Source organism: Blautia sp. MSK.18.38 (assembly GCF_024460535.1).
In the GTDB taxonomy this organism is placed as follows: Bacteria; Bacillota; Clostridia; order Lachnospirales; family Lachnospiraceae; genus Blautia_A; species Blautia_A fusiformis.
In genome coordinates, this window is record NZ_JANFYP010000015.1 from 61,180 (window position 1) to 87,155 (window position 25,976).

Consider the following 25,976-nt stretch of genomic DNA (forward strand, 5'->3'; position numbering starts at 1 on the left):
ATAAAAGAAACTATTGGATTCTTAATATGCAGAATATGCATGGAATTTTAGAAAATTTGCACGAAAAAAGCCCGTGACGAAATACGGGCACACAAAATAAATATGCTTCCTATCTTCCGTAAGAATCATTTTAAAACAATTGCAAGCAGGTCTCCTGACTTAGGATCCTTACCCTCAGGCACCTTCCCGGTCTATTTCTCACGTACTCGACCAGTGGTACTTTGTCTGAGGATTCCCCCTTACAGTGACGGGATCGTACCGGATTTACACCGGTTTCCCTATTAATCCTCTCAGAACTTACAACGGCTGATGTGAAAATCAGCAAATGCTGTTAAATTACTGCAACATTATATGATAAAACTATAGTTTATGTCTATGGAAAAATGTTATATTTTTAGAAAACTCATAAATTTTGTTAAAGATGCTTGAATTGTATATATCCCCCATGGGGGATATGACAATTGGATTTATCTGATCTGCTAAAAAAAACACGGATTTTACCTCGCTGTTTTTACAAATAGAATAGCAAATGGTAAAACCCGGTTTTCTTACTGTTTCAATATGATTTCAGACAGAAGCGTTCTGAAAAGGTTGTTTACTATCAGGTCAGAGTCTCCGTGATCGCTGCATATGCGATCATTGGTCCGTCTTCAATAATGTTCAGACTGGCTGTTTGATAAAGTACGACTCCGTTTTCAGTTGCAATAGATGTGTAAAGTAAATTTCCATAGTAATCTTTCAGTTCACCCAGTTCTTCTCCCTTAAAGAAGTACTCTCCAGGCTTCTTGGATGGATACCAGCATCCGGTATACGGCGCATATTCATAGACTACATTTTCAAGAAGCATCTGACGGTAATGCTTCAGACCATGACATTTCTTTCCCTGGAGATGAAAAACAAGGTGACGGACGTCTCTTTTATCCTGTTCTACTTCCTCCCAGGTCCAGTAGCTGTGTCCGCCTCTTTCGATGAGAATACTTGGAATTCCAAGAGAAGAAGCATAATTGTAGGCGCCACCTGTGGCGGTTGTGGAACGGACCACATATTTTACGCCGATATGCCGTGCCATATGTAATGATTTCTCTGCTGTCTTTTCATCTACAACCCCTACATAATAAACATAGGGATGAAGCTGTTCGAACCCATCTCCGCTATGCAGGTCGATATAATAATCTGCTATGGAAAAAAGCTTTGTCACTATAGCATAGGCAATACGATCTGCAGCTGTTCCCTCAGGATCTCCGGGGAAAACGCGGTTCAGGTTCTTGCCATCCTCATAGACCAGACTCATGGTGCGATGCTCAAAGCCACTGACATTGACCAGTGGAACGATGATCACATTTCCCTTCAGTTCTTCCGGTTGAAATTCTTTTGCAAGTTCCATTGCCGCCTGGATTCCTACATACTCCGCACTGTGTATTCCCGCTGTGATCAATATCGTCGGTCCGTCTTTCACTCCGCATATCACAGTTGCCGGCATTGCTATGCCGTATCCTGTGATCTTAATTTTCCCCTGTGCCTTCTCTCCTTTTTCAATCACCCAGTCATCAATTTTGATCATTGGTTGTTTCCCTTTTCCTTTTTTATATTTCCGCACTTTTGACGATAAGTATATCATGCCTAACCGAAATTGTACATATTCTTTTAAGATTCCGGGAAAACAGAAAAAAGCTTTCGTAACCGTTCATTCTGATCCGACGTACAAAAGCTTTTTTCCTGAATGATATATAATTTATCTTTTTACCAATTCTTTGGTGATTTCTTCCCAGCTGACTCCTTTTTCCACCATGAGTACCATCATATGATAAAGAAAATCTGAAATTTCGTATTTAATCTCTTCTTTATCCGGATTTTTGGCTGCAATGACGATCTCTGTGCATTCTTCACCGACTTTTTTCAAAATCTTGTCGATTCCTTTATCAAAAAGATAATTGGTATAGGAACCTTCCTTTGGATGTTCTTTTCGGTCAGTGATCACATCATACACATTCTGGAACACGTGAAGTGGGTTGGTATCATCGTACTCTTTTTTCATCAGCGGTTTGAAGAAACAGGTACGGTTTCCTGTATGGCAGGCTGCGCCCACCTGCTCCACTTTGGCAAGGATCGTATCATTATCACAGTCAATGGTAAGAGACTTTACATACTGTACGTGTCCGGATGTCAGACCTTTGGTCCAGAGCTCATTCCGGCTGCGGCTCCAGTATGTCATTTTTCCAAGCTTCAATGTTGTGTTAAAAGCAAGCTCATTCATATAGGCCAGCATCAGTACTTCATCCGTCCGGTAATCCTGGACAATAACCGGAACCATTCCGTCACTGTTTAATTTAAAGTCCGACCATGCAATATTACTTTTATATGTGTTTACCGGAATTCCGGCTTCTTCGCAAGTTTCCTTAAATGTATGCAGATCATTTTCAAGACTGCTTACATAAGCACCGCAAAGTCCGGACACAGCTGGTTCTCCTAAAAGCTCCAGAACGTTCTCAGATCTGTTTTCATCGGTATGAAGAACAATGGAAATCTGAGAAATCTCTGCAATTTCATTTTCGACAGTGTCCAAAGCCAGAACAGTGTCTGCATATGTTTCGATCAGATCCTGATTTTCTGTGAATTCTCTCAGATCAGAGATGCTGATCATCATACGCTCTTTTCCAAAGCGCCGGGATACTTCTTCCAGAAGCTTGATATTATTCTCTTTCGAAAAATTCAGTACAACTTTGGCACATCCCGCATAGATCAGCTTTTTTACATCTTCCATACGTTTGATATTTCCCGCTGCGATCACCGGGATCTCAGATACCTGACAGATATCACGGATTTTTCCGATCGCACGGTCATGCTCTGCATCTGCGGAAGAAAAGTCAAATACCAGAAGCTCATCTGCCCCATTGTCACCGTAAAATTTTGCAAGTGTTTCTACATTTCCGTCTCCGAAAAGATTTCTCTGTCCAAATCCTGTTACCGCCTTTTCTGAATGAAGATAAAGGCATGGGATCAACTGTTTGTTCATAAGTGGTCTCCTTCTGTATCAGAGGCTTCCCTTGGTAGAAAGCACGTCTGTAATCCGGGAATCGTACTGTGTTGCTGCATCAAGGGCTTTCGCAAAGCTTTTAAACATGGCCTCTGCCACATGATGGCTGTTTCCTCCGGAAAGAACCTTGATGTGAAGATTCATTGCCGCGGAATAGGATATTGCATAAAAGAATTCCTTTACCATCTCTGTAGCCATATCTCCTATTTTTTCCGTAGAAAACTCTGCATCCCATCCGAGATAAGGTCTTCCGGAAAGATCTACTGCGCAGAGCACAAGCACTTCATCCATAGGAAGGATACAGCTGCCGTAACGTTTGATCCCTTTTTTGTCGCCAACTGCCTCGCGGATAGCGTTTCCAAGGACGATCCCCGTATCTTCAATGGTGTGATGATCATCTACATTCAGATCACCGTGGACTCTCAGTGTAAGATCATACAGTCCATGGCGCGTAAAACCGTCCAGCATATGGTCAAAAAAGCCAATGCCTGTATCAATATCGGAACTTCCTGTTCCATCAATATTCAGCTGCAGACGTATCTGCGTTTCTTTTGTGTTTCTTTCAATCAGTGCTTCTCTTGCCATTATTCGTTCTCCTTGTCCTCTTCCTCAAAACGGACTGCAATGGAATTTGCGTGTGCAGTCAGCTGTTCCGATGTGGCAAACTGGATAATGTCCTTGTGGATCTTTCGGAGTGCTTCCCTGGAATAATATACAATACTGGATTTTTTGATAAAATCATCTACAGAAAGTGCGGAGAAAAATTTGGCAGTTCCATTGGTAGGAAGTACATGGTTTGGTCCTGCAAAATAATCTCCAAGGGGTTCAGAGCTGTGCTCTCCGATAAAGATCGCACCTGCATTTCGTACCTTCATCATATCTTCAAAAGGATTCTTTGTGACGATCTCCATATGTTCAGAAGCAATTTCATTGGCAGCCTCAATGGCCTCGTCCATATCTTCTGCGATCAGGATATAACCAAAGTTCTCCAGGGATTTCTCAATAATGGCTTTTCTGGAAAGTACCTCAACAAAACCTCTGACTTCTTCATCTACCTGATCTGCAAATTCCTCATTTGTTGTGATCAGGATCGCAGATGCCATCTCATCATGTTCTGCCTGAGAAAGAAGATCTGCTGCAATATAACGAGGATTTGCAGTCTCATCTGCAAGAACGAGGATCTCGCTTGGGCCGGCAATAGAATCAATGCTTACGTATCCATAAACTGCCTTTTTTGCAAGCGCAACAAAAATATTTCCGGGTCCTACGATCTTGTCAACCTTTGGAATACTCTCGGTTCCATATGCAAGTGCTCCGATGGCCTGTGCACCACCCACTTTATAGATTTCATCTGCTCCGGCTTCGTTGGCAGCAACAAGTGTGCTTGGATTTACTTTTCCGTCTTTTCCAGGAGGTGTTGTCATTACAATACGGTCAACACCGGCAACTTTTGCAGGAACGATATTCATCAGCACGGAAGACGGATATACAGCCTTTCCACCGGGAACGTAAACACCTACACAGTTCAGAGCGGTTACCTTCTGACCAAGCATGGTTCCGTCTGTTGTGCTTGTGAACCAGCTGTTCTGAAGCTGCTTTTCGTGATAGCTGCGGATATTCACCAATGCTTTTTTGATCACATCGATCAGGGAAGGATCTACCAGCTTGTATGCTTCCTCGATCTCCTCAGGGGTTACACGGATCGTATCCTTTGTCACTTCGACTTTATCAAATTCTCTGGTAAATGCAAATAACGCGGTATCTCCCTCTGCTTTTACTTTGGCAAGGATATTTGCTACTGCATCCTCGTATTTTCCATAATTATTAGGACTTCTTTTTAAGAGAGTTTCCAGAATATCTTTTGTAGATTCTTTGGTGAGTTTTACCTTACGCATAATAAATTCTGCCTTCTTTCTGTATTTTGGAGGTTCATCTGTTATTCGGTTTATTTGATCACACCTCGAAGTTCTGTGATCAGTTTGCGGATCCGTTCATCTTCCATTTTCATGCTGACCTGATTAACTACCATACGTGCAGACAGCGGGCAGACTTCTTCCAGCACCTTCAGGCCATTCTCGCGAAGGGTGCTTCCGGTTTCCACGATATCCACGATAACCTCGGAAAGTCCTACGATCGGTGCAAGCTCGATGGAACCGTTCAGCTTAATGATCTCCACAGTCTGATGCTTTTTGTTATAGAAGTAATCCTTTGCAATATTTGGATATTTTGTAGCTACACGGATCAGCTGATTGTTATTCAGGACTTCTCTGGCGCTTTCAGGGCCGCATACGCACATGCGGCATGCTCCAAATCCAAGATCCATAACCTCATATAGCTTTCTTCCTTCTTCCAGAATGGTATCCTTACCTACGATACCAATATCTGCTGCACCATACTCTACATAAGTCGGCACATCCGGACCTTTTGCAAGGAAAAACTTCAGCTTCAGTTCCTCATTGGTAAAGATCAGCTTTCGGGAATCTTTGTCACGCATCTCCTCACATGTAATACCGATCTTCTCAAACATATCCAGTGTTTTGCTGGCCAGACGCCCTTTTGTGAGGGCAAATGTAAGATATCTCATCAGTCCTGCTCCTCCTTTGCCGGGCACAATGCCACTTTTTTGCCTTTATTTCGAAGCTCCATTGCTTCCTGGATCGCTTTTTTCAAATTTCCCGGATCATAAGTGATCACAATGGTCTTATCACCGGACGGAACGGTCAGCTTCTGTCTGGAAAGCGCGAGCATCAGGTTGTCAACCACAATGGCAAATCCAATGGAAGAAGCCGGTTTTCCGAAATGCTTCATCAATTCGTTGTAGCGTCCGCCTTTGATCAGGGGTTCACCGGTTCCATATGTATAAGCCTGGAAAATGATCCCTGTATAATAACGGAACTTACTGAGCATTCCAAAATCAAAAGCAATGTATTTCTCACAGCCGTATACTTTCAGGATCTCATAAATTTCTTCCAGTCGTTTTACTGCAGAAAGTGCTTCCGGATTGGAGGTGAGTTTTTTTGCTTTTTCCAGCACTTCTGCTGAACCGAACATCTGAGGCAATTCAGCAAAAGCCTTGGAAAGGTTATCGCCTAAATTCTGTCCCTTAAGAAGCTCTTCCACACCAAAATAATTCTTCTGAGAGATCAGCTCACGAAGATGCTCTTCTATCTCCGGCTCCAGATCTGCCTCTGCAAGCAGGGATTTATAATAATCTACCTGGCCTACGCTAACCTGGAATTCGGTAAGTCCTGCTGCCTTCAGACACTCCACGGTCATAGCAAGGAGCTCAGCATCTGCTGCTGCAGAATCATCTCCCATATGCTCAACACCCATCTGAGTATTTTCCTTCATCTGACCTCTGTAACTGGAATTGTTGATAAATGTATTTCCGGTATAACAAAGTCTTACAGGTCCTTTTTCCGGATCAAAATAAGTTGCACATGCTCTGGAAACAGACGGTGTAAAGTCAGGTCTGAGGACAAGTGTGTTTCCCTCTCTGTCAAAAAATTTATATAAATCCTTGGATGGGATCGTTCCTACTTCATTGCTGAACACTTCAAAATACTCAAATCCCGGTGTTTCTATATCTTCATATCCATATCTTGAAAACACCTGGTGGAGCTCCCTCTGGAGCCGTTTTTTGCGGCTGCATTCCTCTCCATAAATGTCCCGCACACCTTCCGGTGTATGAAAAATACGCTGCATGTTCATTTCCTCCGTAACACGTTTTGAGATTTTCTGCGTTCCGCTTTAATTCGCTACCATGCTACCACAGAAAAACTTAAATTTGATTATATAGGAAACCTTTCCAAAAGTCAATCCCGTAATTGCAGATCTTTCTGGATCCCTTCCAGATAAGGAACCAGAAATCCATTTTTTCCGGAAAGATAAAATTCCTCGTCCAGCTCTTCCCGACGAAAACTTTTTCGTCCGCCGTCTTCCATCCTTTTCCAGAATTCCTTCAGCTTACGAAGGGTAAGATAATAAAAAACATTATCTGCGCTGAAATAGATCAGAAAAAAAGCAATCCCCTTCTGCTTTTCAAACTCATCCATAAATGCTACCTGATGAGGATGAATGTTCGCAAGGGGAAAAGTTTTTACACAGCATTCTTTTGCATCGAAGCAGACAGGGATTCCCTGTACTGCTCCGATATAATCTACGGTACTTTTCTGTTCAAAATATGCCAGCGTGATATGCCGGGAGGTTTTATCCATTTTGACCGGAGTGATCGGCGTCGGGATTTTCTGGATGAGGGCCAGTCCCTTTTCCCTGTACTGCTCATTGGTACGATTGATAAGTTCCTCCAGAGTAGAACCACGAAGTCCTCTGCTGTTCCATGTTGCCATAAAGTCTGCCCTTTAATTTAGAAGTTTGATGGATGGGAAATAACGGATCTCCGCCTTTCCGACGATCTGATCAAACTGTACATATGTATTCTGCCAGTATCGGGAATCCTTGGAATTGTTACGGTTGTCTCCCATCATAAAGTAACAGTTTTCCGGTACTTCGTATGGTCCGAAGCTTCCAAGAGGAGTTTCCGGCACAAAGGAATCATCCAGAGGTGTCTCCGAATCATTGATATAAACTTTACCATCTTTGATCTCTACTTTATCTCCGGGAAGACCGATGATACGTTTGATGAACAGCTGGGACTCATCATCCGGATATTTGAAGATCACAATGTCAAAGCGTTCCGGATCTTTCCATTTTTTTGAGATCTCGTGACCAAATACATCCATATTCAGACCATAGGCCAGACGATAGCCAAAGATACGATCCCCGGTCATAATGGTATTTTCCATAGATTCTGACGGGATCTTTGCATTGATCAGTACTACATTGTTGATAACCAGGACTACAACTACCACGATGATAATCATCTTGACGTAATCCCATATTTCATTCCAGATTTTCATAATAACTCTCCTCCAACTTTTCCTCTTTTAGTGTTCTGAGAAAGATTTCCGGAAGCGGTGCTGTAAAGACCTTCCCGGATAAATATGACAGGCTTCCTTTCATAGATGGAAACTCCATTCGAAAAGAATGAAGCAGCTGTCCTTTCAGTTTTTTATCGGCTTTTCCATATTTGGGATCACCAACAACCGAATGTCCCTCCGAAGCAAGGTGAGCTCGGATCTGATGTGCACGTCCTGTGATCAGTTCAACCTTAAGAAGGGTACGGGTTCCATTGGTACCCAACGGATAATACTTTGTTTCCACTGGAAGGGCATTTTCTTTCTCTTGTTTATAGATGGTTACTTTATTGCTTTTTTTATCTTTTGCCAGATAACCTTTGATATATCTTTCTTCTTTTAAAACTCCCTCCACAAGACAGAGGTAATATTTATGAAGTTCCCTGGACTTGAACATCCCTGAAAGTTCCTGCAGACCGGAAAGGCTTTTGCCTGCCGCTATCAGTCCGCTGGTATTGCGGTCAAGGCGGTTGCATACGGAAGGACGAAAGGTTCTCAGATCATTCTCTGTAAGAGAGCCATTTTTCAGAAGATAGCCAGTCAGATATTCTACCAGTGAAGGGGTTCCGTCATCAGCAGGCTGAGAAAGCATTCCTGCCGGTTTGTTGATCAACAAGATATTTTCATCCTCGTAAATGATATCCAGAGCATAATGTGCCCGTGGAGCAGAATCATTTCCGCTGAATTTTTCAAATGTTTCATCACTTAAAAACAGTTTTACATGATCTCCTGAAAACAGCTTTTCATTCCCGGTGGCTTTTTTTCCATTGAGCGTGATATTTTTTTTCCTCATCATTTTGTAGAAAAAGCTCTTTGGAGCTTCACGGAGAAGCTTGGCCAGATATTTGTCAAAACGCTGTCCGGCCTCGTTTTCGTTAATGATAAATTCTTTCATTATATAATGCTCCTACAGACAGATTGCCAGGATCGTATGTTTGATCAGTTCTTCCCTGGAAAGATCCGGGTATCGCTCATCCGGCGTGAATTTAATCCCGTTTCTCAAAGATTCTTTGTGCTCATTCATGGAATCCAGACGTTCCAGATAGGGTTTCAGTTCCCTCAGGATCTTTACATCTACTTTATATCCGTTTTTACGGATGATTTTCTGTGACTGCTCTGCAAGGTAGGCGATATCTGCTTTTGGATCACTGGTATAACCCACTACTGTATTTCCGCACACGGCAACAGCGTCCAGATAACCGCTTTTCTCATAAAAAGTCATGTACATTTCATAGGACATGACCAAGTCACCGGCATGCTTGCGGATCTCTTTATAGAGCTTTTCATCCATAGGATGACGTAACAGGATCATGATCAGGCTTACCATGGATTTACATCCTGGCAGACAGCCTACTACGGTCAGAACCGTCCAGACTGTCATTCTTGTTCCGTTGACGGCCCACGCCACAAAGAAAATGAGCAGTGGAAGCGAAAATAATCCTGCGGTGATCAGGAGTCTTCGTTTTTTTTCGCTGTTAAAATAACCGAAATCACCTTTTTTTGTTTTTCTTTTTCTGGTATCTTTCATGTGCCGAACTCCTTGTCTGTGTTTTTTTGGCTTTTTTATGAAGCTCTCTGGGACGGATCAGACATTTCGGTCCAAAGCCGACCAGATCCATACGTCCGGTCATCTTAAGTCCTTCCAGGACCAGTTCGCGATTTTCCGGATTTTTATACTGCATCAGTGCTCGCTGTATTGCTTTTTCGTGTGGATTTTTCGGCACATATACCTTTTCACCTGTCAGCGGATGGATTCCTGTGTAATACATACAGGTAGAAAGTGTTGATGGCGTTGGATAAAAATCCTGAACCTGCTCCGGCGTAAATCCAAGATCACGGACGTATTCCGCAAGCTTCACGGCTTCCTTCATTGTACACCCGGGATGGGACGACATGAAATACGGAACGGCATATTGCTGCTTACCAGTCCGCGCATTTGCTTTTTCATATTCCTTCAGAAAGCCCTCATAAACCTCGTGCCTGGGTTTGCCCATAAACTTCAGGACTTCATCAGAAACATGCTCTGGTGCTACCCGCAGCTGACCGCTGACGTGATATTTCACAAGCTCATTAAGAAAAGTTTTATCCGGGTCTGCCATCAGATAATCAAACCGGATGCCGGAACGGACAAAAACTTTTTTAACTTTGGGGATATTCCTGACCTTTCTGAGAAGCTGAAGATAATCCTTGTGGTCTACCGTCAGATTCTTACACGGAGAAGGAAACAGACACTGCCGCTCCTTGCAGACTCCTTTTGTCAGCTGCTTTTTGCAGGAAGGATAACGAAAATCAGCCGTAGGGCCTCCTACATCATGGATATAGCCTTTAAAATCCGGATCCTCCGTCATCTTTTCAGCTTCTTTCAGAATGGAAGCGTGACTTCTTGTCTGAAGGATACGGCCCTGATGAAAGGTCAGCGCACAGAAATTACAGCTTCCAAAGCATCCTCTGTTGCTGGTCAGACTGAATTTGATCTCTTTCAGTGCCGGAATCCCGCCTTCTTTCTGGTACATGGGATGATATCGTCCTGTATAAGGCAGATCGTAAACATCGTCCATTTCCATCTGCGTCAGAGGCTGAGATGGTGGATTCTGTATCACATATCCACGGTTCCCATAAGATTCTGCCAGAGGCTTTGCTGTAAATGGATCTGTGTTTCGGTACTGAATGGCAAAGCTGTCCGCATAAGCTTTTTTATCGGTCTGTACCTGTTCAAATGACGGAAGGACCACCGGATCGTAAACCCTGCTGATATCGTGGCTTTTAAAAACCGTCCCTGCCACATATGTGATCTCCTGGACCGGAATCCCGCTTTGCAGGGCTTCTGCGATCTCCAGGATGGAATGTTCCCCCATTCCATAAGAGATCAGATCCGCACCGGAATCGATCAGAATACTGTGCTTGACCTTATTTTCCCAATAATCGTAATGTGCCATTCTTCGAAGGCTGGCTTCGATTCCACCAAGAATGATAGGCGTATGTTTATAGGTCTGCCGGATCAGATTGCTGTATACAACAGAAGCCCTGTCCGGTCTTAATCCCATTTTTCCTCCCGGAGAATAGGCATCTGTGCTTCGGTGCTTTTTGGAAACCGTATAATGATTCACCATGGAATCCATGTTTCCTGCTGTAACGAGAAAACCCAGGCGCGGTTCCCCGAACACCTGGATGCTCTCCTTCTTTCGCCAGTCAGGCTGAGGGATCATGCCTACACGATATCCTCTGCTTTCCAGAAGACGTCCAATGATCGCAGATCCAAAAGACGGATGATCCACATAGGCATCTCCTGTCACGTAGACAAAATCCAACTCATCCCAGCCTCTTGACTTCATATCTTCTCTTGTAACTGGTAAAAAATCCTGCATTTATAATTCCTCGTATGTATGTGTATTAGTACTGTCTGCCCTGTGTTCATATGCTGTGATGGACTGCCTGGGCACGATAACCCTCTGCAATGATATCCAGCTGCCTGTGGAAGCGTTCCAGCTGACGCAGATCCTTGGTTTTGAATACCCGCAGGAACTCATCTTGTATTTTGCTGACTTCCCGTTCACTGGAAACACGGTAGAGATTTTCAATATTATTCAGAATATCCTTTACAAGATTGGACTGCATTTGAGATGAATTCTGGGCATCCATGATCTCATTGCGCACAGAAGACATTTCATGATCCAGCGAAATGATCGCATCGGATGCTTTACTAAGACGTTCTGCTACATGAGGAGGCATATCACCTTTGTATTTATACTGAAGGGAATGTTCGATCGTTGCCCAGAAATTCATTGCCATGGTACGGATCTGTATTTCTACCTGAAGCCGTTTCGGCCCATGAATAGTCTCCACTGTATAATAAAGGATCATGTGATAACTCCGGTAACCGCTCTGCTTGATATGCGTCAGATAGTTCTTTTCACTTTTGACTTCCATATCTGTTCTTTTTCGGATGATCGCAGCAACGGTATCGATATCTTCTTCAAACTGACAAATGATTCGTACTCCTGCCAGATCTTCCATTTCTGTTTCCAGCTGTTCGATCGGGATATCTTTACGCTGCATTTTCTCCAGGATACTGGAAACACTTTTTACTCTTCCACTGACTTGTTCAATGGGAGAATAACGATCATTTTCGTGATACTCTTCTATCATATGTTTAAACTTGACTGTCAGTTCTTTGACAGCCAGCTCGTAAGGGCACAAAATACTTCGCCATAACTGTATTTCCATGTTGCTCGCTCCTTATCATCTGCCGCCAGTCTCTTTTTGGTTTTGGTGACAGCGGCATACATTTTTTATTATAACATATGTTTTGAAAAAAAAGGGATTGTTTATCAATTTTTTATTAAAAAATTATAGAATTATTTTCCTTTTTGTGTGATGCATCCACAAATCTATATATATGTATAATTCTGTATTTTATGAATATTTTTTATCAGGGCATAAAAATACCCTGGAGAAACCTTACGTCTCTCCAGGGTAAAAGTTCGAACATACTCCGAACGGGATCAGTCTTTCAGATTTTTGAGAACCTGTACAAGATAGTTCCATACTCTTTCTGTGGAAGCAATGCTGAGAACCTCCTCGGATGTATGGATATCCTTCATATCCGGTCCAAGGGATACACAGTCCAGTCCTTCCATTTTTTTATAGAAAAGCCCGCATTCAAGGCCTGCGTGGATCGCTACGACTTCAGGCTTATGTCCGTACATTTCCTCAAAAACTGCAACCATTTTATCTCGTAATGGAGATTCCTTTCTGTACTCCCATGCCGGGTATGCACCCTGTACTTCATAGTCACCACCAAGAAATTCTGTGAGATACTCAATCTTATCAGATAATGCACTGCATGCAGCGTCTACAGAGCTTCTTACACTGGAACTTGCAAAAAGCTCGTCCCTATCCAGACGGAGGATACCGATATTGCTGGAGGTTTCCACCAGGCCTTTGATGGTTCCGCTCATTTTCTGGATTCCGAATGGTACATTCTGCAGATAAAATACGATCTTTTCCTGACTTGTAGGATGAAGAACCTCTGCTGTTGCAGTACCCTTTTCTGTTATTTCAAAAGTAATGTTTTCGTCAGAACCAGTATATTCTTCACGGAGCTGCTCCTGGAGCTCTTTTGCGTAAGCTTTTACCTCAGCAACGGAATCCGTAAGAAATTCTGCGGTGCACTCTCTTGTAATGGCATTGTCTTTCTGTCCGCCTGTAAGAGAAATAAGGGCATATTCCGCTTTTTTCTTAAGTTCGTAAAGAAACCGTCCCATAAGTTTATTGGCATTCGCTCTGTTCTTGTCAATCTCGGCACCGGAATGTCCGCCCATAAGTCCACAGACTTTGACCTGTACCTTTTCTCCTTCTCCTTCTACGCGCTGGACAGGGATATGGCTGATACCGGAAAGACCGCCGGCACAGCTGATCCAGAGACTTCCCTCCGCTTCAGAATCCAGATTGATAAATCTTCTTCCCTTCAGCACGCTGCAGTCCAGACCGACTGCACCAAGAAGACCAATTTCCTCATCAACCGTGAGCAGTACTTCAAGAGGAGGGTGTGGAATATCTGTACTGTCAAGAAGGGCAAGGCCATAAGCAACTGCAATACCATCATCACCGCCAAGAGTTGTTCCGTTGGCTGTGATATAACCATCTTTTACAGAGATGTTCAAACCATCTTTTGTAAAATCATGATCTACATCCGGTCGTTTTTCACATACCATGTCCATGTGGCCCTGGATGATCACTGTGGGAGAATTCTCATATCCTGGTGTGCCTGGCTTATAGATCACTACATTATTCAGCTCATCCTGTACATATCTGAATCCATGATCCTTCGCGAATTCCACAAGAAAATCACTGATCTGTTTTGTATTTCTGGAACCATGAGGAATCTTGCAGATTTCTTCAAAATAATGAAAAACTCTCTTTGGTTCACAATTTTCTAATACTGGCATAAATTCTGCCTCCTTCTGCTTCATAAATTCATTTGTCTTTTATAATAATCATATACTGTAAAAAAAGCAAGGACCTGTTTTTATGAAACGAAAAATAATCATATTTTTCTATATCTGCCTGTTGCTTTTTCTGCTTTTTCACCCAAAAGAAGCTCTTACCGGAGTAAAAAATGGACTTGGATTGTGGTTGAATATCATGATTCCCACTCTGCTGCCATTTCTGATCCTGACAGGAGCATTATTAAAAACTGGAAATATCCGGAAGCTTCTGAAACCATCTGCTTTCTTCTGGAAAACGTTTTTCGGGCTTTCACCTGCTGGAGCCTATGTTCTGATCCTGGGTCTGTTATGCGGATATCCTATGGGAGCCAAACTGGCACATGATCTGTACATAGACCAGCAGATTTCCCGCAGAGAAGGGGAATATCTTCTTACGTTTAGCTGCAATGCAAGTCCCGCATTTATCATTTCCTATCTTTCCGGGATACTCTTGAAAAATAAGATATCAGCAGTACAGATGATCCTCACTTTTCTGGCGGCAGATCTCTTTTGTATGCTGTTTTTTCGTTTCGTTGTATATCGTGGGCATACCGTGGACTCTGTCTGCGTAAACAAGATAAAAAAAGAGACATACCAACAGGACTCCATAGGAGTCATCCTGGATGTCTCGATCATGGACGGATTTGAAACCATCACACGTCTCGGGGGCTATATTCTCCTCTTCTCACTGATACTCGCCAGTATCAGCTTTTACTGGCCATTTCATGCACAAAGCTGTATGCTGTTCACAGCACCACTGGAACTAACTACCGGGCTGAAACAGATTGCCGGCGCACCACTGCCATGGAAAAGCAGATACCTTGCTTCTATGCTCCTGACTTCTTTTGGTGGCTTTTGCGTCATGGCTCAGACAAAAAGCGTATTGGAAAACAGTTTGTCACTGATCCCCTACGCTATTTCAAAATGTCTGAACGCCAGTGCGATATTCCTGATCCTAGTTTTCTCCGATATCGTCTAACAGATCTTCGTCTTCTTTTGTTATAGAAGAACTGTCATCATCCTGGAAGGTATTGGAAATTGCCGCTGCCTGAGCAGTCTGTGGTGCAAGCTCCTGACGATTATGATTAACAACCTCAAGGCAGCTCTGCAGAGCATCAATAAATGCTTTGTATTTACCACCGGCATCTTCAAGTGTCTGATTCAGGACAGAACCGATATTAGCCATCATATCATCTGTGTATGTGATCGCACTGAGACGAATGCTGTTTGCATCCTGTGTTGCAGAATCAAGAATCTCCTGAGCCTGCTTGTTTGCAGCATTTATGGTCTCATTTGCCTGTGCATATGCTTTCTGCATGATCTCATGCTGTGTAACAAGTTCCTGAGCTTTGGCCTGAGCATCTGCGATCAGACTGTCAGCTTTAGCCTGAGCATCCTCAAGGATCGCATCCTTATTGCTGATGATCTTCTGATAACGTTTGATCTCATCCGGAGTTTTCAGACGAAGTTCACGTAAATACTCCTCAATCTCTTCTTTGTTCACTACGATCTTGGTAGTGGAAAGAGGCTGGAATTTACAGCTGTCCACATACTCTTCAATCTCCTGAATAATCTGTTCAATTCTGCTGCTCATAATACACTCTCCTTATTTCTCTGTTTCTCTTTTTTTCAATTTCTCTTCGACTGCATCCGTAATCTCACGTGGAGCGAATTTGCTCAGATCTCCTCCGAAATTAGCAACTTCTTTCATGATCGTGGAGCTTAAGTATGCATATTCCAGACTGGTTGTAAGAAAAACGGTGTCCACATCCGGTGCCAGAACACGATTAGTCTGGGCCATCTGCAGTTCATATTCAAAATCCGTGACAGCACGAAGCCCTCGAACGATCACCTGGGCATGGTTTTCCCTGGCAAAGTTCACTGACAGGCCCTCGAATGCTTTCACCTCCACATTCGGGATATCTTTTGTCGCCTTTGTTAGTATCTTAACACGTTCTTCTACAGAAAACAACGGACTTTTTGCAGAATTATGCAAAACTCCCACTATAACCCGGTCAAATGAAATGCTTGCCCGCTTAATGATGTCAAGATGGCCATAGGTTGCCGGGTCAAAGCTTCCCGGGTATACTGCTGTTATCATATGTCTGTCTCTCTTTCATTTTTTTAGGAAAACATGCTTGTTGGTTTTATATTCCTTGGAACGTACCAGATGATATCCAAGGTCCTCTACATAAGAAAAATCCGTATGTAGATCTTCCTCCACAACGATCAGCGTGTTTTCATCTGCAAGAGTGCTGTCAGCCAGATACTCAAGGACTGGTTGTTCCAGATGCTGTTCGTATGGTGCATCCATAAAAATACAGTCAAATGGTTCTCCGCCTTCCAGTGAACGCAGTGCCTGAAGCACATCCATGTTCAGCAGTTTACCACCATCCGTGAGTTTTGTAAATGAAAGATTTTCGCGGATACAAGTGCATGCTTTGGGATTTTTTTCTACAAATACGGCATACTCGGCTCCACGGCTCAGAGCTTCAATACCGATCGCTCCGCTTCCGGAAAACAGATCCAGAAACCGACAACCCGGTATTTCAGGCTGGAGAATGTTAAAAAGAGTTTCCTTAATACGGTCTGTTGTTGGTCGTGTCTCATTTCCGGGAATGGTTTTTAAGTTTAATCTACGTGCTTTTCCTGCTATGACTCTCATTTCAGATTTAATCTCCAATCCAGATCACCGCGGGCCAGTCCAAGGATCAGAAGTTCCGCAGTGGCAATATTTGTAGCAACCGGAATGTTGTACTGGTCGCAGCGTTTGACAATGCTCATGATATCCGGCTCTACCGGATCCATCATGACAGGGTTATAAAACAGGATCACCATATCCAGATCCTGACGCTCTACCATCTCCATAAACTGCTTGTCTCCGCCTATACTTCCGGCAAGAAACTTGTGAACGTGAAGACTGGTTGCTTCCTCAATTCTTCTTCCTGTTGTTCCGGTTGCATATACTTCATGTTTGGCAAGGATATTCTTGTATGCAATACAGAAGTCTTCAATCAGAACTTTCTTACTGTTATGCGCAATAATTCCTAAATTCATAATTCACCTCTCCATTCTGCCCTTGGGTTACATCCCTTTTCTCCCCTTTATATAGGTAAAATCATATAACTCTGTAACTGATTCTAGCATAACGCCCAAAAAAGTGCAATTTAATTCATGTAAATTCATGAAAAATTAATATTTTCCCCGGCGTTACTCCATATACTCTATTCTTCCCAGCTGTTTCCTGTAGTATAATCAATTTCAATTCCCGGCTGTATGTTATAAACAAAAACATGGAAAGATATCTTCTGGTCTTTAACGGATTCGGCTTCCATTTCCACACCCCGGGCTACCAGTTCATCTCCCTTAAAAAACGGAGTTACACGATACATGCAGGGATTTCCTGTACTGTGCACGTAATCTGCAACCTCATTTTCAAAAGGAAGCATTCCCGTCACATTGAGATATCTGGTTCCTGTGATAAGATTTTTCCTGTTTGCATTCTCTCCAGTCAGCTGATATCCGATAAGATGGCAGCGATTATACAGATACCTGCCATCTACATTTTCATATTTTACAGTATGCCATCCTGTAGGCTTCACCATTCCGATCGCTCCTCGCTCTTCATCAGGCATCAGCTCCGGTGTGACCTTGGATTCTGCATAACCACAGCGCCCCAGGGAATCTAGTTCACTATAAAATTCGTATGCAGGTCCTGCGCTTTTTTCATCAGAAAAAGAGGGTATATTTCCATTGATCTCCACATATGGACTGCCGCTGTATTCCGGAATCTGATCCAGAGAAACAGATTCTGTCTGCCCTCCTGTCTTCGTCTGAGATTGTTTCAGTAATCCTGTCACTGCATCGGAAGCGGATTCCGAAATATCTTCCCAGAGGATCTGTGCATTTTCTTCTATATATGTAAGAAATACCTGTCCGAAGATCCGGCTTTGATCTTTTACCTCTTTCAGACTCCGCGGCGGCATCCAGCCATTACATACTGCAAGGATGACACACAGTATAATGGCTGTGAGTATTTTTCGCCTGGGCTGTTTTTTTCGTTTATATTTTCGTTTGTATGTAGGATAACGCTTCTTTTTCACGGGACCCCCTTACTTTTTTTGTCTGACAGATATTATATGTGATGCAGAGATTATTATAGCCGCAATTCTACTCAAAAAGCAACCATACATTCGTTTTTTTACTGCGGTATAATTTATGAACGGAAATATTTTTATATGTTAAATTTCCTTTAACTGCCAGTGTATTATTTTATGGTTTTCACATACTAGCAATGTAACAGTAAACCAAATAACAACCAAGGAGGAAATGAATTATGCCAAGTAACACTTCTTCTAACAAAGCAGTTGTACCGGAAGCAAAGGGCGCACTTGACCGTTTCAAATATGAGGTAGCAAACGAGCTGGGTGTTCCGCTTACAGACGGATACAACGGAAACCTGACTTCCAAACAGAATGGATCCGTAGGCGGATATATGGTCAAAAAGATGATCGAGGCACAGGAGCGTCAGATGTCCGGCAACTCCCAGGGCGGCCAGCAGTACTAAATCTGTACGCGCAGGTAGTTTCATTGCTATGCTGAGTTGATCTAAGCTCATGCAAAAAAGATGCTGTCTGACAGAACTGAAAACCTGCCAGACAACATCTTTTTATTTTATATAAAAAGAGATCTTATTTCACAAACATATCCACACATTATACAGGCAATAAGATCCAAAAGTCTTAAAATCCTATATTTATTTACAGCAATTCCTGTACTTTCCGATATACAACCTCTGCAAATTCCTTATGTCCTGCTGCATTCAGATGTTCCTGATCTGCGTCACAGCAATGTACATAGGATGCTGCCGGGAGGAAACGGATATGACGTTCAGCTGCGATTTTTTCATAAACAGGCTGCAGATTTCTGGAAACGATCACAGACTCTCTGGAAAACTCCTGGTCATATCCTTCCTGCCATACTTTTTCTCCCAGGTAGATCGGAGCCATGAGAAGGACTTTCGCTTTTGGTGCATATTCCTGGACCTGATCCAGCAATCTTATGATTCCCTTTCCAATTACATCTGCGGATGCTCCGAAAACAGTTTTACAGTCATTAGTTCCCAGCATCAGCGTGATCACTTCCACCTGGGCATGTGTTTCCAGAAGTGTGGGAAGAAGTGCAGTTCCTTTTCTTCCATCGCGGAGCGGATCTTCGAAAACCGTTGTTCTTCCGCACAGTCCCTCCTCGATCACACGATATTCTTCTTTATTCAGTTTTTCCTGGAGAAGACTTGTCCAGCGTACTCCCCACGGAAGTCTCTCTCTGCTCTCTCCGTCATATCCCCATGTATTGGAATCTCCAAAGCATAATATCTGTTTCATTCTATTATATTCCTATCTATTTAGTATGTATATTGGTTGAATGAATCATATCACGCTCTTTTACATTGGTCAAATACACAAAAGAAATAGCCTGTTACAGATTTTATCTATAGCAGGCCATCTTACATACTCTTTTATATACTTTTTATCAGAGATTCTTTTTACAGTCCGATAAATCCTGTAACATCTCCGTTGATCACATAATGTGCACCATTATCTTCCGGTTTAATGTAGATTTTGAGGTCTTTCAGTTCAGAGGCTTTTTTGCCCATGTCTTCTGTCCAGATCTTTTTGATCCTGTCAGCAACCTCTGAAGTATGTATCTCTTTGCCCCAGTACTGAACATATACTTCTGTCACTGGTTCAGCTTTTTTAGCTGCTGTCTTTCTTGTTGTTTTAGCTGCTGTTGTCTTAGCAGTCGTCCTGGTTGTTGTTTTCTTAGCTACAGCAGTTTTTCGTGTTGTTGTCTTCTTGGCGGCTGTTTTCTTAGCCGGCTCTTCTGATTTTACAGCTGTTGTTTTCTCTTCATCAGATTTTACTTCTGCTGCTTTTTCTTCTACTGGTTTCGCAGCAGCAGGTTTTACCTCTGCTGTCTTCTCAGCTGCTTTTGTCTCTACAGAAGCTTTTGCATCGTCTGTCTTTGGTGTCTCAGCCTTAACGGCTTTCTCTTCGGATGCGGTTACTACAGATTTTGCAGGAGTCTCGCTTACTGAAGCCGTTTTTACAGTTGTCTTGGTTGCAGCTTTCTTTGTTCTAGCCATGTTTATAGCCTCCTTACAAGGGATTTGTTAATCTTTTCTCGAATTTTAGGATATCACTTTTTGTGAAAGAACGCAAGGTTAGATCCCCAGATTTTCCAGTTCTTCACTCATATACCCCTTGAGATGCTCCTTTAAAGCCTTATGCTGAGGCAGGATAAGATCAAAATCCAGTGCCAGGATCTCACCAGCTGCTTCACTTGCATTCTTCAGGATTCCCGCATCATTGTAGATATCACCGATCTTAAATTCCATCAGTCCGCTCTGGCGGATACCGAAAAGATCTCCTGGGCCCCGAAGCTTCAGATCTTCTCCGGCTATATAAAATCCATCATTGGATTCATTGAGGATCTTCAGACGTTTAGAAGTATTTTCTTCATTATTTCCCTGGATAAAAATGCAGTAAGACTGATGCTCTCCACGCCCTACACGGCCCCGAAGCTGATGAAGCTGGGCAAGCCCGAAACGTTCTGCATTTTCCACCATCATAACAGTAGCATTTGGCACATTCACTCCAACCTCCACAACCGTGGTAGATACCAGCACCTGGATCTCGCCGGAAGCAAAGGCCTCCATGATCCTGTTTTTCTCTTTTGGCTTCATCTTTCCGTGAAGGATTTCTACTTTGATCTCCCCCGGAAGGACCTCCTGAAGCTTTCTGGCATAATCTGTAACATTCTCTGCCTCCAGGCCTTCGCTCTCTTCCACCATAGGACAGATCACATAAGCCTGCCTTCCCATCTGCACCTGCTTTTCAATAAAAGAATACGCCTTGGGACGGTAGGAAGTTCCTACTACGCAATTTTTGATCGGAAGTCTTTTTGCAGGAAGCTCGTCAATGATCGAAATATCCAAGTCTCCGTATAAAATGATCGCCAGTGTCCGGGGAATGGGGGTTGCGCTCATAACAAGTACATGAGGCGGATTTCCTCTGGTCGTCAGCGCTTCTCTCTGGCGAACGCCGAATCTGTGCTGCTCATCTGTGATCACAAGCCCCAGATTCTTATATTCCACCTTTTCCTGGATCAGGGCATGAGTTCCGATGATCACATTCACTTCACCGTCTGCAATCTTCTGATAGATCTCACGCTTCTGTCTGGCTGTGGTAGATCCTGTCAGAAGCACCGGATGGCAGGAAGCGATATTCTGTTCTTCCATCAGCCTCAGAAAGCCTTCGTAATGCTGATTTGCCAGAACCTCTGTCGGTACCATCAGAGCACTCTGAAATCCATTCTCTGCTGAAAGTACCATAGCTAAAAATGCGATCACGGTCTTGCCGCTACCAACATCCCCCTGTACAAGCCTGAACATCAGCTTATGACCGCTCAGATCCCGTTCGATCTCATGCCAAACATTCTTCTGGGCTCCGGTCAGGTCATAGGGAAGCCCTTCTATGATCTCCTCGGTTGTCCATACTGGTTTCATTGGAAAAGTATTTGGAGCCTCTTCTGTTTTCTCCTTCAAGAGCTGTATTGCCAGCACAAAAAGCAGAAATTCATCGAATACCAGACGTTTCCTGGCTGTGAGAAGCTCCTGCATATTTTTCGGGAAATGGATAGTCCGGATCGCATAATTGGCATCTGCGAGCTGATAGCGTTCCCGTATCTCCTCCGGCAGATATTCCCCATGGAGAGGCCTTGTATCCAAAATCTGATGGACCAACTTCGTGATCATCTTGTTGGAAAGTCCTTTCGTCAGACCATATACAGGCTGCATACTGTGAATGATCTCCTCATAAGCTGCCGGGGTAAAAATCTCCGGATGTTCCATCTGCGGACGGCCTTTTTTTCTGATGATCTTTCCTCTGAGGATAAACACACTGCCCTTTTTGAGTGTTCCCCTCAAATAAGGCGCATTGAACCAGGCAACCGGCAATCGGCCGCTTGCATCTGCCACAGTTGTTGTCAGAACCTGGAGATTGCGTATCTGGTTAATATAAATACCTGTTGCTATAGTGGCACGGATAGAGACTGTTTTGTCCTCCTCTGCTGATGCAATCTCCACAGGCTCCTCATATATATCGTAAGTCCGCGGATAATAACGGAGAAGCTCTTCCGCAGTCGTGATCCCGATCTTCTGGAAAAGCTTCTCTGTTTTCTCACCCACGCCTTTTAATTCACGTAAAGGTGTCTTATCATTCATTTTTTTTGCTCTTTATTCTACAGAAATCAGATAGTAGTAAATTGGCTGTCCACCCTGGTTCAGCTCAACCTCGCACTCCGGATATTTCTCGGTAAGAGAATCAGAAAGTGCCTCTGCATCTTCCTCAGATACATCTTCACCATAGTAAACACTGATAATCTCAGATTCCTCGTCAACCATCTCTGCTACCATCTCCTCTGCTACCTGAAGTCGATCTCTGCCTACTGCAAGGATACCTGCATCACCGATTCCCATGATATCTCCCTCATGGATTTCCTTGTTATCAATGCGTGTATCACGGACTGCATAAGTAATCTGTCCGGTCTTCACTCTGGAAATCGCATCGGTCATGGAAGCAAGGTTCTCCTCGCCGCCCTTCTCCGGAACAAAGCTGATCATTGCGGAAATTCCCTGTGGGATTGTCTTGGTTGGTACTACAATGATCTCCTTGTCCTCAGTCAGATCTCTTGCCTGGTTAGCTGCAAGGATAATATTCTTGTTATTCGGGAAAATATAAATTGTTTTTGCATTTACTTTCTCAATAGCATTGAGCATGTCTTCAGTACTCGGATTCATAGTCTGGCCGCCTTCGATCAGATAATCTACGCCAAGCTCACGGAAGATCTGAGAAAGTCCCTCACCTACGGATACGGAAATAAATCCATGATCCTTTGGAGGTTCTTTGTTTTCTGCCTGTTCTTTTGCAAGTTTTTCCGCATCTTTGATCAGTTTTTCCTGATGTTCTTCTCTCATATTGTCAATCTTCATACGGGAAAGCTGACCATACGTGAGTGCGCGTTCAAAAGCCTGTCCCGGATGATTGGTGTGCACGTGTACCTTGACAATCTCATCATCAGCCACCAAAACAATGGAATCACCGATGGAATCCAGAAATTCACGGAAACGGTCGATCTCATCCTGTGGAAGCGGTTTTTCAAGAAGGATAATAAACTCTGTACAATATCCAAATTTGATATCTGCCTCTGCCTGAGGAGAAATCTTTGTGATCTTAGGAGCTGCTGCCTCAAACTGGGAATAATCCACTTCTTTTCCATGATATCCGTCGATGGCACCACGGAAAACTTCCAGAAGTCCCTGTCCGCCAGAATCCACAACACCTGCTTCTTTCAGGACTGGAAGCATCTCTGGTGTTCTGGCAAGAGTTTCCTCTGCATGCTGAAAGATCCCGTCGAAAAAAGCATCCAGATCTTCTGCAGCATCAGCAAGCTCTGCTGCTCTGTCTGCTGCAGCTCTGGCTACAGTAAGAATGGTTCCCTCTTTTGGTTTCATAACTGCTTTGTATGCAGTTTCAGCGCCTCGCTCCATAGCTGCGGCAATGGCAGGTGCATCCAGATCTGTAAGTTTACGCACACCTCTGGTAAATCCACGCAGAAGCTGTGACAGGATAACACCGGAATTACCTCTGGCTCCACGGAGGGAACCGGAAGAAATTGCCTTTGCCAGGGATTCCATATCCGGATCTGTAAGAGCACCTACTTCAGAAGCAGCAGACATGATGGTAAGCGTCATATTGGTTCCCGTATCTCCATCAGGTACAGGAAACACATTCAGTTCATTAATCCACTCTTTCTTCGCTTCCAGATTCTTTGCTCCGGACAGAAACATTCTGGAAAGTATTTTAGCATCTATGGTTTTGTTATTCACCACAAGTTCCTCCTCTAAAACTAATCTATTGCACGCACGCCCTCAACCATAATGTTGATCTTTTCAATCTCCATTCCTGTAAAGGCTTCGACTTTATATTTTACATTGTTGACAAGATTGTCCGCAATAGTACTGATATTCACGCCATATGCTACGATGACATGAAAATTCAGCCGGATCTTATTATCATCCGTGATCTTAACACTGATACCATGTTTCAGGCTGTCAATACGCAAAAGCTTGACCAGGCCATCCTTCATACTGATAGCTGCCATTCCGATGATACCAAAACACTCTACCGCCACACTGCCGGCATAAGTCGCAATGACATCTGTATCAATTACGATCTGACCCAATCCGGAATCTATACGTCCATTCATATGGTTACCTCCATTGTTTCATTCAGATTAAATTATATAAAACTATTATAACCTTTTTTTTATAATTACGCAATGATAGAGTTCAACTTGTTTTATCTTATAGAAAATTAAGCTCATCCACTCTATTGAAGGGAAACCCCGGATTGTGATGGAGCATACTGGCCGATACTATGAAGCCGGTTTTTCTTTTTCGTTTATCTACTTATAATCCTTTTACAAACTCAACTGCATTTTTTATATCTTCTTCATCTGGATGCCCTTTTGCAATTCCACCAACCAGTTTAAATGGACCAAATGTGTCATAGCCCTTGCACCCGAATTTTCCTATCACTTTAGAACGCTTCTTATCCAAAATCTGCTCTATGGATTTATAATTGGCACTTCCACCATAAGTACAGATTAGAAATACCTTTTTGTCGTCCGGTAGATTCTTCTCTGCAAATCCCAATATCGACTGATGAAATTTTGAAAAATAGATTCCTGATGCAAACCCAATCATATCATAACTGCTCACATCTGCATCTGGTTGTTTTACAGCATCGATCAAATCGATCTGGCACGCTTCTGCTACACTTTTTACTAATTTTTCTGTATTTCCATGATGTACAGATGCATATACGATTGCTTTTCTCATTTGTTTTCCTTTCTGCCTGCTCCATCAATCAGGTCATAACTCATGTCCAAAAAGTCCAGTATCTTTGCTTTACTGACCGAACCATCCAGTAAAATCGTGATCCAGTGCTGCTTGTTCATATGGTATCCAGGTAAAAATCCATGCGTCTGAATAATCATATTCGTCATGTCCGGATCACACTTTACATCCATGATATCAACCGGATCTTTTCCTTCTAATCCCAGTTTTGATTTTTCAATAGTCATGATCACTGCATACCATTTTCCGTTTTTATGTCGGAGTACTGCACTGTCTGGCGATTTACTCCATAAATATTCTGGGACTGTTCCGTACTGTTTCTGCACATATTTAAAGATTTCTTCCGTCTTCACAATCTATTCAACTCCTGACGTTTCTGATATCCTACCTATAATCATACCACATTTTCGGATTCCGAACTACCTGCCAAATTCTTTTGCATTTTCCCGGTTTTCCTATTCTCATATGCCAGTTCAGCAAGAATATGTTCTATTCAGCTTCAGGAAAGAGACCAGGCCAAAGAAAAAACGATAAATTAATTCGCACTGGGTAATTTTCTATGTTTCAAATTGATCTAAACCATACACACAACGCTTAATTCTACCATGATCCGCCCTGTTCCCGGAGGTATGGAATACTTTCCTTAAAACTCTTTGCAGAATTTTTGATAAATTTCCTTTTTTTGCTTGCAAAAGAGCAATTCATCTGTTAAAATGGTGACTGTTGATAAAAGGAGGTGCTATTCATGGCTAAATGTGCAATCTGCGATAAAGGAGCTCATTTCGGAAACAATGTGAGTCATTCCCATAGAAGATCCAACAAAATGTGGAAATCTAACGTTAAATCCGTCAGAGTAAAAACAACTGCCGGCGGAGCAAAGAAAATGTATGTATGTACTTCTTGTTTAAGATCCGGAAAAGTTGAAAGAGCGTAAGTAATATCGTATGCCCCCGTAGAATGCGGGGGCTGTTTTTTTATCTTTAAGACAGATAAATTAC

General features: G+C 43.0%; 27 protein-coding genes, 1 pseudogene and 1 riboswitch. Of the genes and pseudogenes, 3 read left to right on the forward strand and 25 right to left on the reverse strand.

The window, feature by feature from the left end:
- Window positions 1-127: 127 nt before the first annotated feature.
- A riboswitch (cobalamin riboswitch) is annotated at window positions 128-316 on the reverse strand.
- A gap of 285 nt (window positions 317-601) precedes the next feature.
- The 13 genes from NE638_RS10690 to NE638_RS10750 all read right to left on the reverse strand — a co-directional run bounded on the left by NE638_RS10690 (window position 602) and on the right by NE638_RS10750 (window position 13,958).
- Window positions 602-1,561, reverse strand: coding sequence for a M14 family metallopeptidase (locus NE638_RS10690; RefSeq protein WP_173746171.1), 960 nt, complete (start codon window positions 1,559-1,561; stop codon window positions 602-604).
- Window positions 1,562-1,732: 171 nt separating this feature from the next.
- On the reverse strand, window positions 1,733-3,013 hold the full coding sequence (gene hisIE, locus NE638_RS10695; RefSeq protein WP_015524924.1) for a bifunctional phosphoribosyl-AMP cyclohydrolase/phosphoribosyl-ATP diphosphatase HisIE: 1,281 nt from the start codon (window positions 3,011-3,013) through the stop codon (window positions 1,733-1,735).
- Between the two features lie 18 nt (window positions 3,014-3,031).
- Window positions 3,032-3,619 carry an imidazoleglycerol-phosphate dehydratase HisB gene (gene hisB, locus NE638_RS10700; protein WP_173746172.1) on the reverse strand — a complete coding sequence of 196 codons (588 nt, stop codon included), beginning with the start codon at window positions 3,617-3,619 and terminating at the stop codon, window positions 3,032-3,034.
- Complete coding sequence (gene hisD / locus NE638_RS10705) at window positions 3,619-4,929, reverse strand: histidinol dehydrogenase (RefSeq protein WP_173746173.1); 1,311 nt, start codon at window positions 4,927-4,929, stop codon at window positions 3,619-3,621. The genes hisB and hisD overlap by 1 nt, the downstream gene beginning before the upstream one ends.
- A gap of 50 nt (window positions 4,930-4,979) precedes the next feature.
- Window positions 4,980-5,618 (reverse strand): ATP phosphoribosyltransferase, encoded by a 639-nt coding sequence (gene hisG, locus NE638_RS10710; RefSeq protein WP_015524921.1) that lies wholly within the window; start codon window positions 5,616-5,618, stop codon window positions 4,980-4,982.
- The gene (gene hisZ / locus NE638_RS10715; RefSeq protein WP_173746174.1) at window positions 5,618-6,739 is read right to left on the reverse strand and encodes an ATP phosphoribosyltransferase regulatory subunit; all 1,122 of its coding nucleotides are present in this window, start codon (window positions 6,737-6,739) and stop codon (window positions 5,618-5,620) included. The genes hisG and hisZ overlap by 1 nt, the downstream gene beginning before the upstream one ends.
- 110 nt (window positions 6,740-6,849) lie before the next feature.
- Complete coding sequence (locus tag NE638_RS10720; protein ID WP_015524919.1) at window positions 6,850-7,383, reverse strand: Holliday junction resolvase RecU; 534 nt, start codon at window positions 7,381-7,383, stop codon at window positions 6,850-6,852.
- Between the two features lie 12 nt (window positions 7,384-7,395).
- Window positions 7,396-7,953, reverse strand: coding sequence for a signal peptidase I (gene lepB / locus NE638_RS10725; RefSeq protein ID WP_118623957.1), 558 nt, complete (start codon window positions 7,951-7,953; stop codon window positions 7,396-7,398).
- Window positions 7,937-8,905: an RluA family pseudouridine synthase gene (locus NE638_RS10730; protein WP_173746175.1), complete on the reverse strand. Its 969-nt coding sequence runs from the start codon at window positions 8,903-8,905 to the stop codon at window positions 7,937-7,939. The genes lepB and NE638_RS10730 overlap by 17 nt, the downstream gene beginning before the upstream one ends.
- A gap of 12 nt (window positions 8,906-8,917) precedes the next feature.
- The gene (locus tag NE638_RS10735; protein ID WP_173746176.1) at window positions 8,918-9,538 is read right to left on the reverse strand and encodes a hypothetical protein; all 621 of its coding nucleotides are present in this window, start codon (window positions 9,536-9,538) and stop codon (window positions 8,918-8,920) included.
- The gene (locus NE638_RS10740) at window positions 9,501-11,375 is read right to left on the reverse strand and encodes a YgiQ family radical SAM protein (protein WP_173746177.1); all 1,875 of its coding nucleotides are present in this window, start codon (window positions 11,373-11,375) and stop codon (window positions 9,501-9,503) included. The genes NE638_RS10735 and NE638_RS10740 overlap by 38 nt, the downstream gene beginning before the upstream one ends.
- Window positions 11,376-11,421: 46 nt before the next feature.
- Window positions 11,422-12,234 carry a GTP pyrophosphokinase gene (locus NE638_RS10745; protein WP_015524915.1) on the reverse strand — a complete coding sequence of 271 codons (813 nt, stop codon included), beginning with the start codon at window positions 12,232-12,234 and terminating at the stop codon, window positions 11,422-11,424.
- Window positions 12,235-12,512: 278 nt separating this feature from the next.
- Window positions 12,513-13,958, reverse strand: a complete 1,446-nt coding sequence (locus NE638_RS10750; RefSeq protein WP_173746178.1) for an aminoacyl-histidine dipeptidase — start codon at window positions 13,956-13,958, stop codon at window positions 12,513-12,515.
- Between the two features lie 82 nt (window positions 13,959-14,040).
- Between NE638_RS10750 and NE638_RS10755 the strand changes: the two genes are divergently transcribed.
- Window positions 14,041-14,976, forward strand: coding sequence for a hypothetical protein (locus NE638_RS10755; RefSeq protein WP_059085706.1), 936 nt, complete (start codon window positions 14,041-14,043; stop codon window positions 14,974-14,976).
- Here the strand turns inward: NE638_RS10755 and NE638_RS10760 are convergent.
- The 5 genes and pseudogenes from NE638_RS10760 to NE638_RS10780 form a co-directional block, all read right to left on the reverse strand.
- Window positions 14,953-15,591, reverse strand: a complete 639-nt coding sequence (locus tag NE638_RS10760) for a hypothetical protein (RefSeq protein WP_015524911.1) — start codon at window positions 15,589-15,591, stop codon at window positions 14,953-14,955. The genes NE638_RS10755 and NE638_RS10760 overlap by 24 nt on opposite strands.
- 12 nt (window positions 15,592-15,603) lie before the next feature.
- Window positions 15,604-16,098, reverse strand: a complete 495-nt coding sequence (coaD, locus tag NE638_RS10765; protein ID WP_015524910.1) for a pantetheine-phosphate adenylyltransferase — start codon at window positions 16,096-16,098, stop codon at window positions 15,604-15,606.
- 15 nt (window positions 16,099-16,113) lie between these two features.
- Complete coding sequence (gene rsmD / locus NE638_RS10770) at window positions 16,114-16,662, reverse strand: 16S rRNA (guanine(966)-N(2))-methyltransferase RsmD (protein WP_015524909.1); 549 nt, start codon at window positions 16,660-16,662, stop codon at window positions 16,114-16,116.
- The gene (locus tag NE638_RS10775) at window positions 16,659-17,054 is read right to left on the reverse strand and encodes a methylglyoxal synthase (protein WP_015524908.1); all 396 of its coding nucleotides are present in this window, start codon (window positions 17,052-17,054) and stop codon (window positions 16,659-16,661) included. Before NE638_RS10775 ends, rsmD begins: the two co-directional genes overlap by 4 nt.
- A 173-nt stretch (window positions 17,055-17,227) precedes the next feature.
- A pseudogene (locus NE638_RS10780) lies at window positions 17,228-17,857 on the reverse strand (DNA/RNA non-specific endonuclease); the annotation flags it as partial.
- A 476-nt stretch (window positions 17,858-18,333) separates the two neighbouring features.
- Here NE638_RS10780 and NE638_RS10785 point away from each other — a divergent pair.
- Window positions 18,334-18,564 carry an alpha/beta-type small acid-soluble spore protein gene (locus tag NE638_RS10785; protein ID WP_015524906.1) on the forward strand — a complete coding sequence of 77 codons (231 nt, stop codon included), beginning with the start codon at window positions 18,334-18,336 and terminating at the stop codon, window positions 18,562-18,564.
- A gap of 193 nt (window positions 18,565-18,757) precedes the next feature.
- Here NE638_RS10785 and NE638_RS10790 read toward each other — a convergent pair whose 3' ends face one another.
- From NE638_RS10790 to NE638_RS10820, 7 genes are all read right to left on the reverse strand, one after another.
- Window positions 18,758-19,381 (reverse strand): GDSL-type esterase/lipase family protein, encoded by a 624-nt coding sequence (locus NE638_RS10790; protein ID WP_173746179.1) that lies wholly within the window; start codon window positions 19,379-19,381, stop codon window positions 18,758-18,760.
- A gap of 161 nt (window positions 19,382-19,542) precedes the next feature.
- Window positions 19,543-20,142 carry a DUF6465 family protein gene (locus tag NE638_RS10795; RefSeq protein WP_173739963.1) on the reverse strand — a complete coding sequence of 200 codons (600 nt, stop codon included), beginning with the start codon at window positions 20,140-20,142 and terminating at the stop codon, window positions 19,543-19,545.
- Between the two features lie 78 nt (window positions 20,143-20,220).
- Window positions 20,221-22,281 carry an ATP-dependent DNA helicase RecG gene (recG, locus tag NE638_RS10800; RefSeq protein ID WP_173746180.1) on the reverse strand — a complete coding sequence of 687 codons (2,061 nt, stop codon included), beginning with the start codon at window positions 22,279-22,281 and terminating at the stop codon, window positions 20,221-20,223.
- A gap of 12 nt (window positions 22,282-22,293) precedes the next feature.
- Complete coding sequence (locus tag NE638_RS10805; protein WP_173746181.1) at window positions 22,294-23,946, reverse strand: DAK2 domain-containing protein; 1,653 nt, start codon at window positions 23,944-23,946, stop codon at window positions 22,294-22,296.
- 20 nt (window positions 23,947-23,966) lie between these two features.
- Window positions 23,967-24,326, reverse strand: a complete 360-nt coding sequence (locus tag NE638_RS10810; RefSeq protein WP_015524900.1) for an Asp23/Gls24 family envelope stress response protein — start codon at window positions 24,324-24,326, stop codon at window positions 23,967-23,969.
- 202 nt (window positions 24,327-24,528) lie between these two features.
- A complete protein-coding gene (locus NE638_RS10815) occupies window positions 24,529-24,960 on the reverse strand; it encodes a flavodoxin family protein (protein WP_059085704.1) in 432 nt (143 codons plus the stop codon).
- The gene (locus tag NE638_RS10820) at window positions 24,957-25,331 is read right to left on the reverse strand and encodes an MmcQ/YjbR family DNA-binding protein (protein ID WP_110103925.1); all 375 of its coding nucleotides are present in this window, start codon (window positions 25,329-25,331) and stop codon (window positions 24,957-24,959) included. Before NE638_RS10820 ends, NE638_RS10815 begins: the two co-directional genes overlap by 4 nt.
- 392 nt (window positions 25,332-25,723) lie before the next feature.
- Between NE638_RS10820 and rpmB the strand changes: the two genes are divergently transcribed.
- Entirely contained in the window at window positions 25,724-25,912 is a 189-nt protein-coding gene (rpmB, locus tag NE638_RS10825) for a 50S ribosomal protein L28 (RefSeq protein ID WP_015524898.1), read from the forward strand.
- The last annotated feature ends 64 nt before the right edge of the window (window positions 25,913-25,976 follow it).

What these genes read in the sequence shown, in the direction of transcription:
- NE638_RS10690 (WP_173746171.1), bottom strand. Translation starts at nt 1,561, where the DNA reads ATGATCAAAATTGATGACTGGGTGATTGAAAAAGGAGAGAAGGCACAG.
- hisIE (WP_015524924.1), bottom strand. Translation starts at nt 3,013, where the DNA reads ATGAACAAACAGTTGATCCCATGCCTTTATCTTCATTCAGAAAAGGCG.
- hisB (WP_173746172.1), bottom strand. Translation starts at nt 3,619, where the DNA reads ATGGCAAGAGAAGCACTGATTGAAAGAAACACAAAAGAAACGCAGATA.
- hisD (WP_173746173.1), bottom strand. Translation starts at nt 4,929, where the DNA reads ATGCGTAAGGTAAAACTCACCAAAGAATCTACAAAAGATATTCTGGAA.
- hisG (WP_015524921.1), bottom strand. Translation starts at nt 5,618, where the DNA reads ATGAGATATCTTACATTTGCCCTCACAAAAGGGCGTCTGGCCAGCAAA.
- hisZ (WP_173746174.1), bottom strand. Translation starts at nt 6,739, where the DNA reads ATGCAGCGTATTTTTCATACACCGGAAGGTGTGCGGGACATTTATGGA.
- NE638_RS10720 (WP_015524919.1), bottom strand. Translation starts at nt 7,383, where the DNA reads ATGGCAACATGGAACAGCAGAGGACTTCGTGGTTCTACTCTGGAGGAA.
- lepB (WP_118623957.1), bottom strand. Translation starts at nt 7,953, where the DNA reads ATGAAAATCTGGAATGAAATATGGGATTACGTCAAGATGATTATCATC.
- NE638_RS10730 (WP_173746175.1), bottom strand. Translation starts at nt 8,905, where the DNA reads ATGAAAGAATTTATCATTAACGAAAACGAGGCCGGACAGCGTTTTGAC.
- NE638_RS10735 (WP_173746176.1), bottom strand. Translation starts at nt 9,538, where the DNA reads ATGAAAGATACCAGAAAAAGAAAAACAAAAAAAGGTGATTTCGGTTAT.
- NE638_RS10740 (WP_173746177.1), bottom strand. Translation starts at nt 11,375, where the DNA reads ATGCAGGATTTTTTACCAGTTACAAGAGAAGATATGAAGTCAAGAGGC.
- NE638_RS10745 (WP_015524915.1), bottom strand. Translation starts at nt 12,234, where the DNA reads ATGGAAATACAGTTATGGCGAAGTATTTTGTGCCCTTACGAGCTGGCT.
- NE638_RS10750 (WP_173746178.1), bottom strand. Translation starts at nt 13,958, where the DNA reads ATGCCAGTATTAGAAAATTGTGAACCAAAGAGAGTTTTTCATTATTTT.
- NE638_RS10755 (WP_059085706.1), top strand. Translation starts at nt 14,041, where the DNA reads ATGAAACGAAAAATAATCATATTTTTCTATATCTGCCTGTTGCTTTTT.
- NE638_RS10760 (WP_015524911.1), bottom strand. Translation starts at nt 15,591, where the DNA reads ATGAGCAGCAGAATTGAACAGATTATTCAGGAGATTGAAGAGTATGTG.
- coaD (WP_015524910.1), bottom strand. Translation starts at nt 16,098, where the DNA reads ATGATAACAGCAGTATACCCGGGAAGCTTTGACCCGGCAACCTATGGC.
- rsmD (WP_015524909.1), bottom strand. Translation starts at nt 16,662, where the DNA reads ATGAGAGTCATAGCAGGAAAAGCACGTAGATTAAACTTAAAAACCATT.
- NE638_RS10775 (WP_015524908.1), bottom strand. Translation starts at nt 17,054, where the DNA reads ATGAATTTAGGAATTATTGCGCATAACAGTAAGAAAGTTCTGATTGAA.
- NE638_RS10785 (WP_015524906.1), top strand. Translation starts at nt 18,334, where the DNA reads ATGCCAAGTAACACTTCTTCTAACAAAGCAGTTGTACCGGAAGCAAAG.
- NE638_RS10790 (WP_173746179.1), bottom strand. Translation starts at nt 19,381, where the DNA reads ATGAAACAGATATTATGCTTTGGAGATTCCAATACATGGGGATATGAC.
- NE638_RS10795 (WP_173739963.1), bottom strand. Translation starts at nt 20,142, where the DNA reads ATGGCTAGAACAAAGAAAGCTGCAACCAAGACAACTGTAAAAACGGCT.
- recG (WP_173746180.1), bottom strand. Translation starts at nt 22,281, where the DNA reads ATGAATGATAAGACACCTTTACGTGAATTAAAAGGCGTGGGTGAGAAA.
- NE638_RS10810 (WP_015524900.1), bottom strand. Translation starts at nt 24,326, where the DNA reads ATGAATGGACGTATAGATTCCGGATTGGGTCAGATCGTAATTGATACA.
- NE638_RS10815 (WP_059085704.1), bottom strand. Translation starts at nt 24,960, where the DNA reads ATGAGAAAAGCAATCGTATATGCATCTGTACATCATGGAAATACAGAA.
- rpmB (WP_015524898.1), top strand. Translation starts at nt 25,724, where the DNA reads ATGGCTAAATGTGCAATCTGCGATAAAGGAGCTCATTTCGGAAACAAT.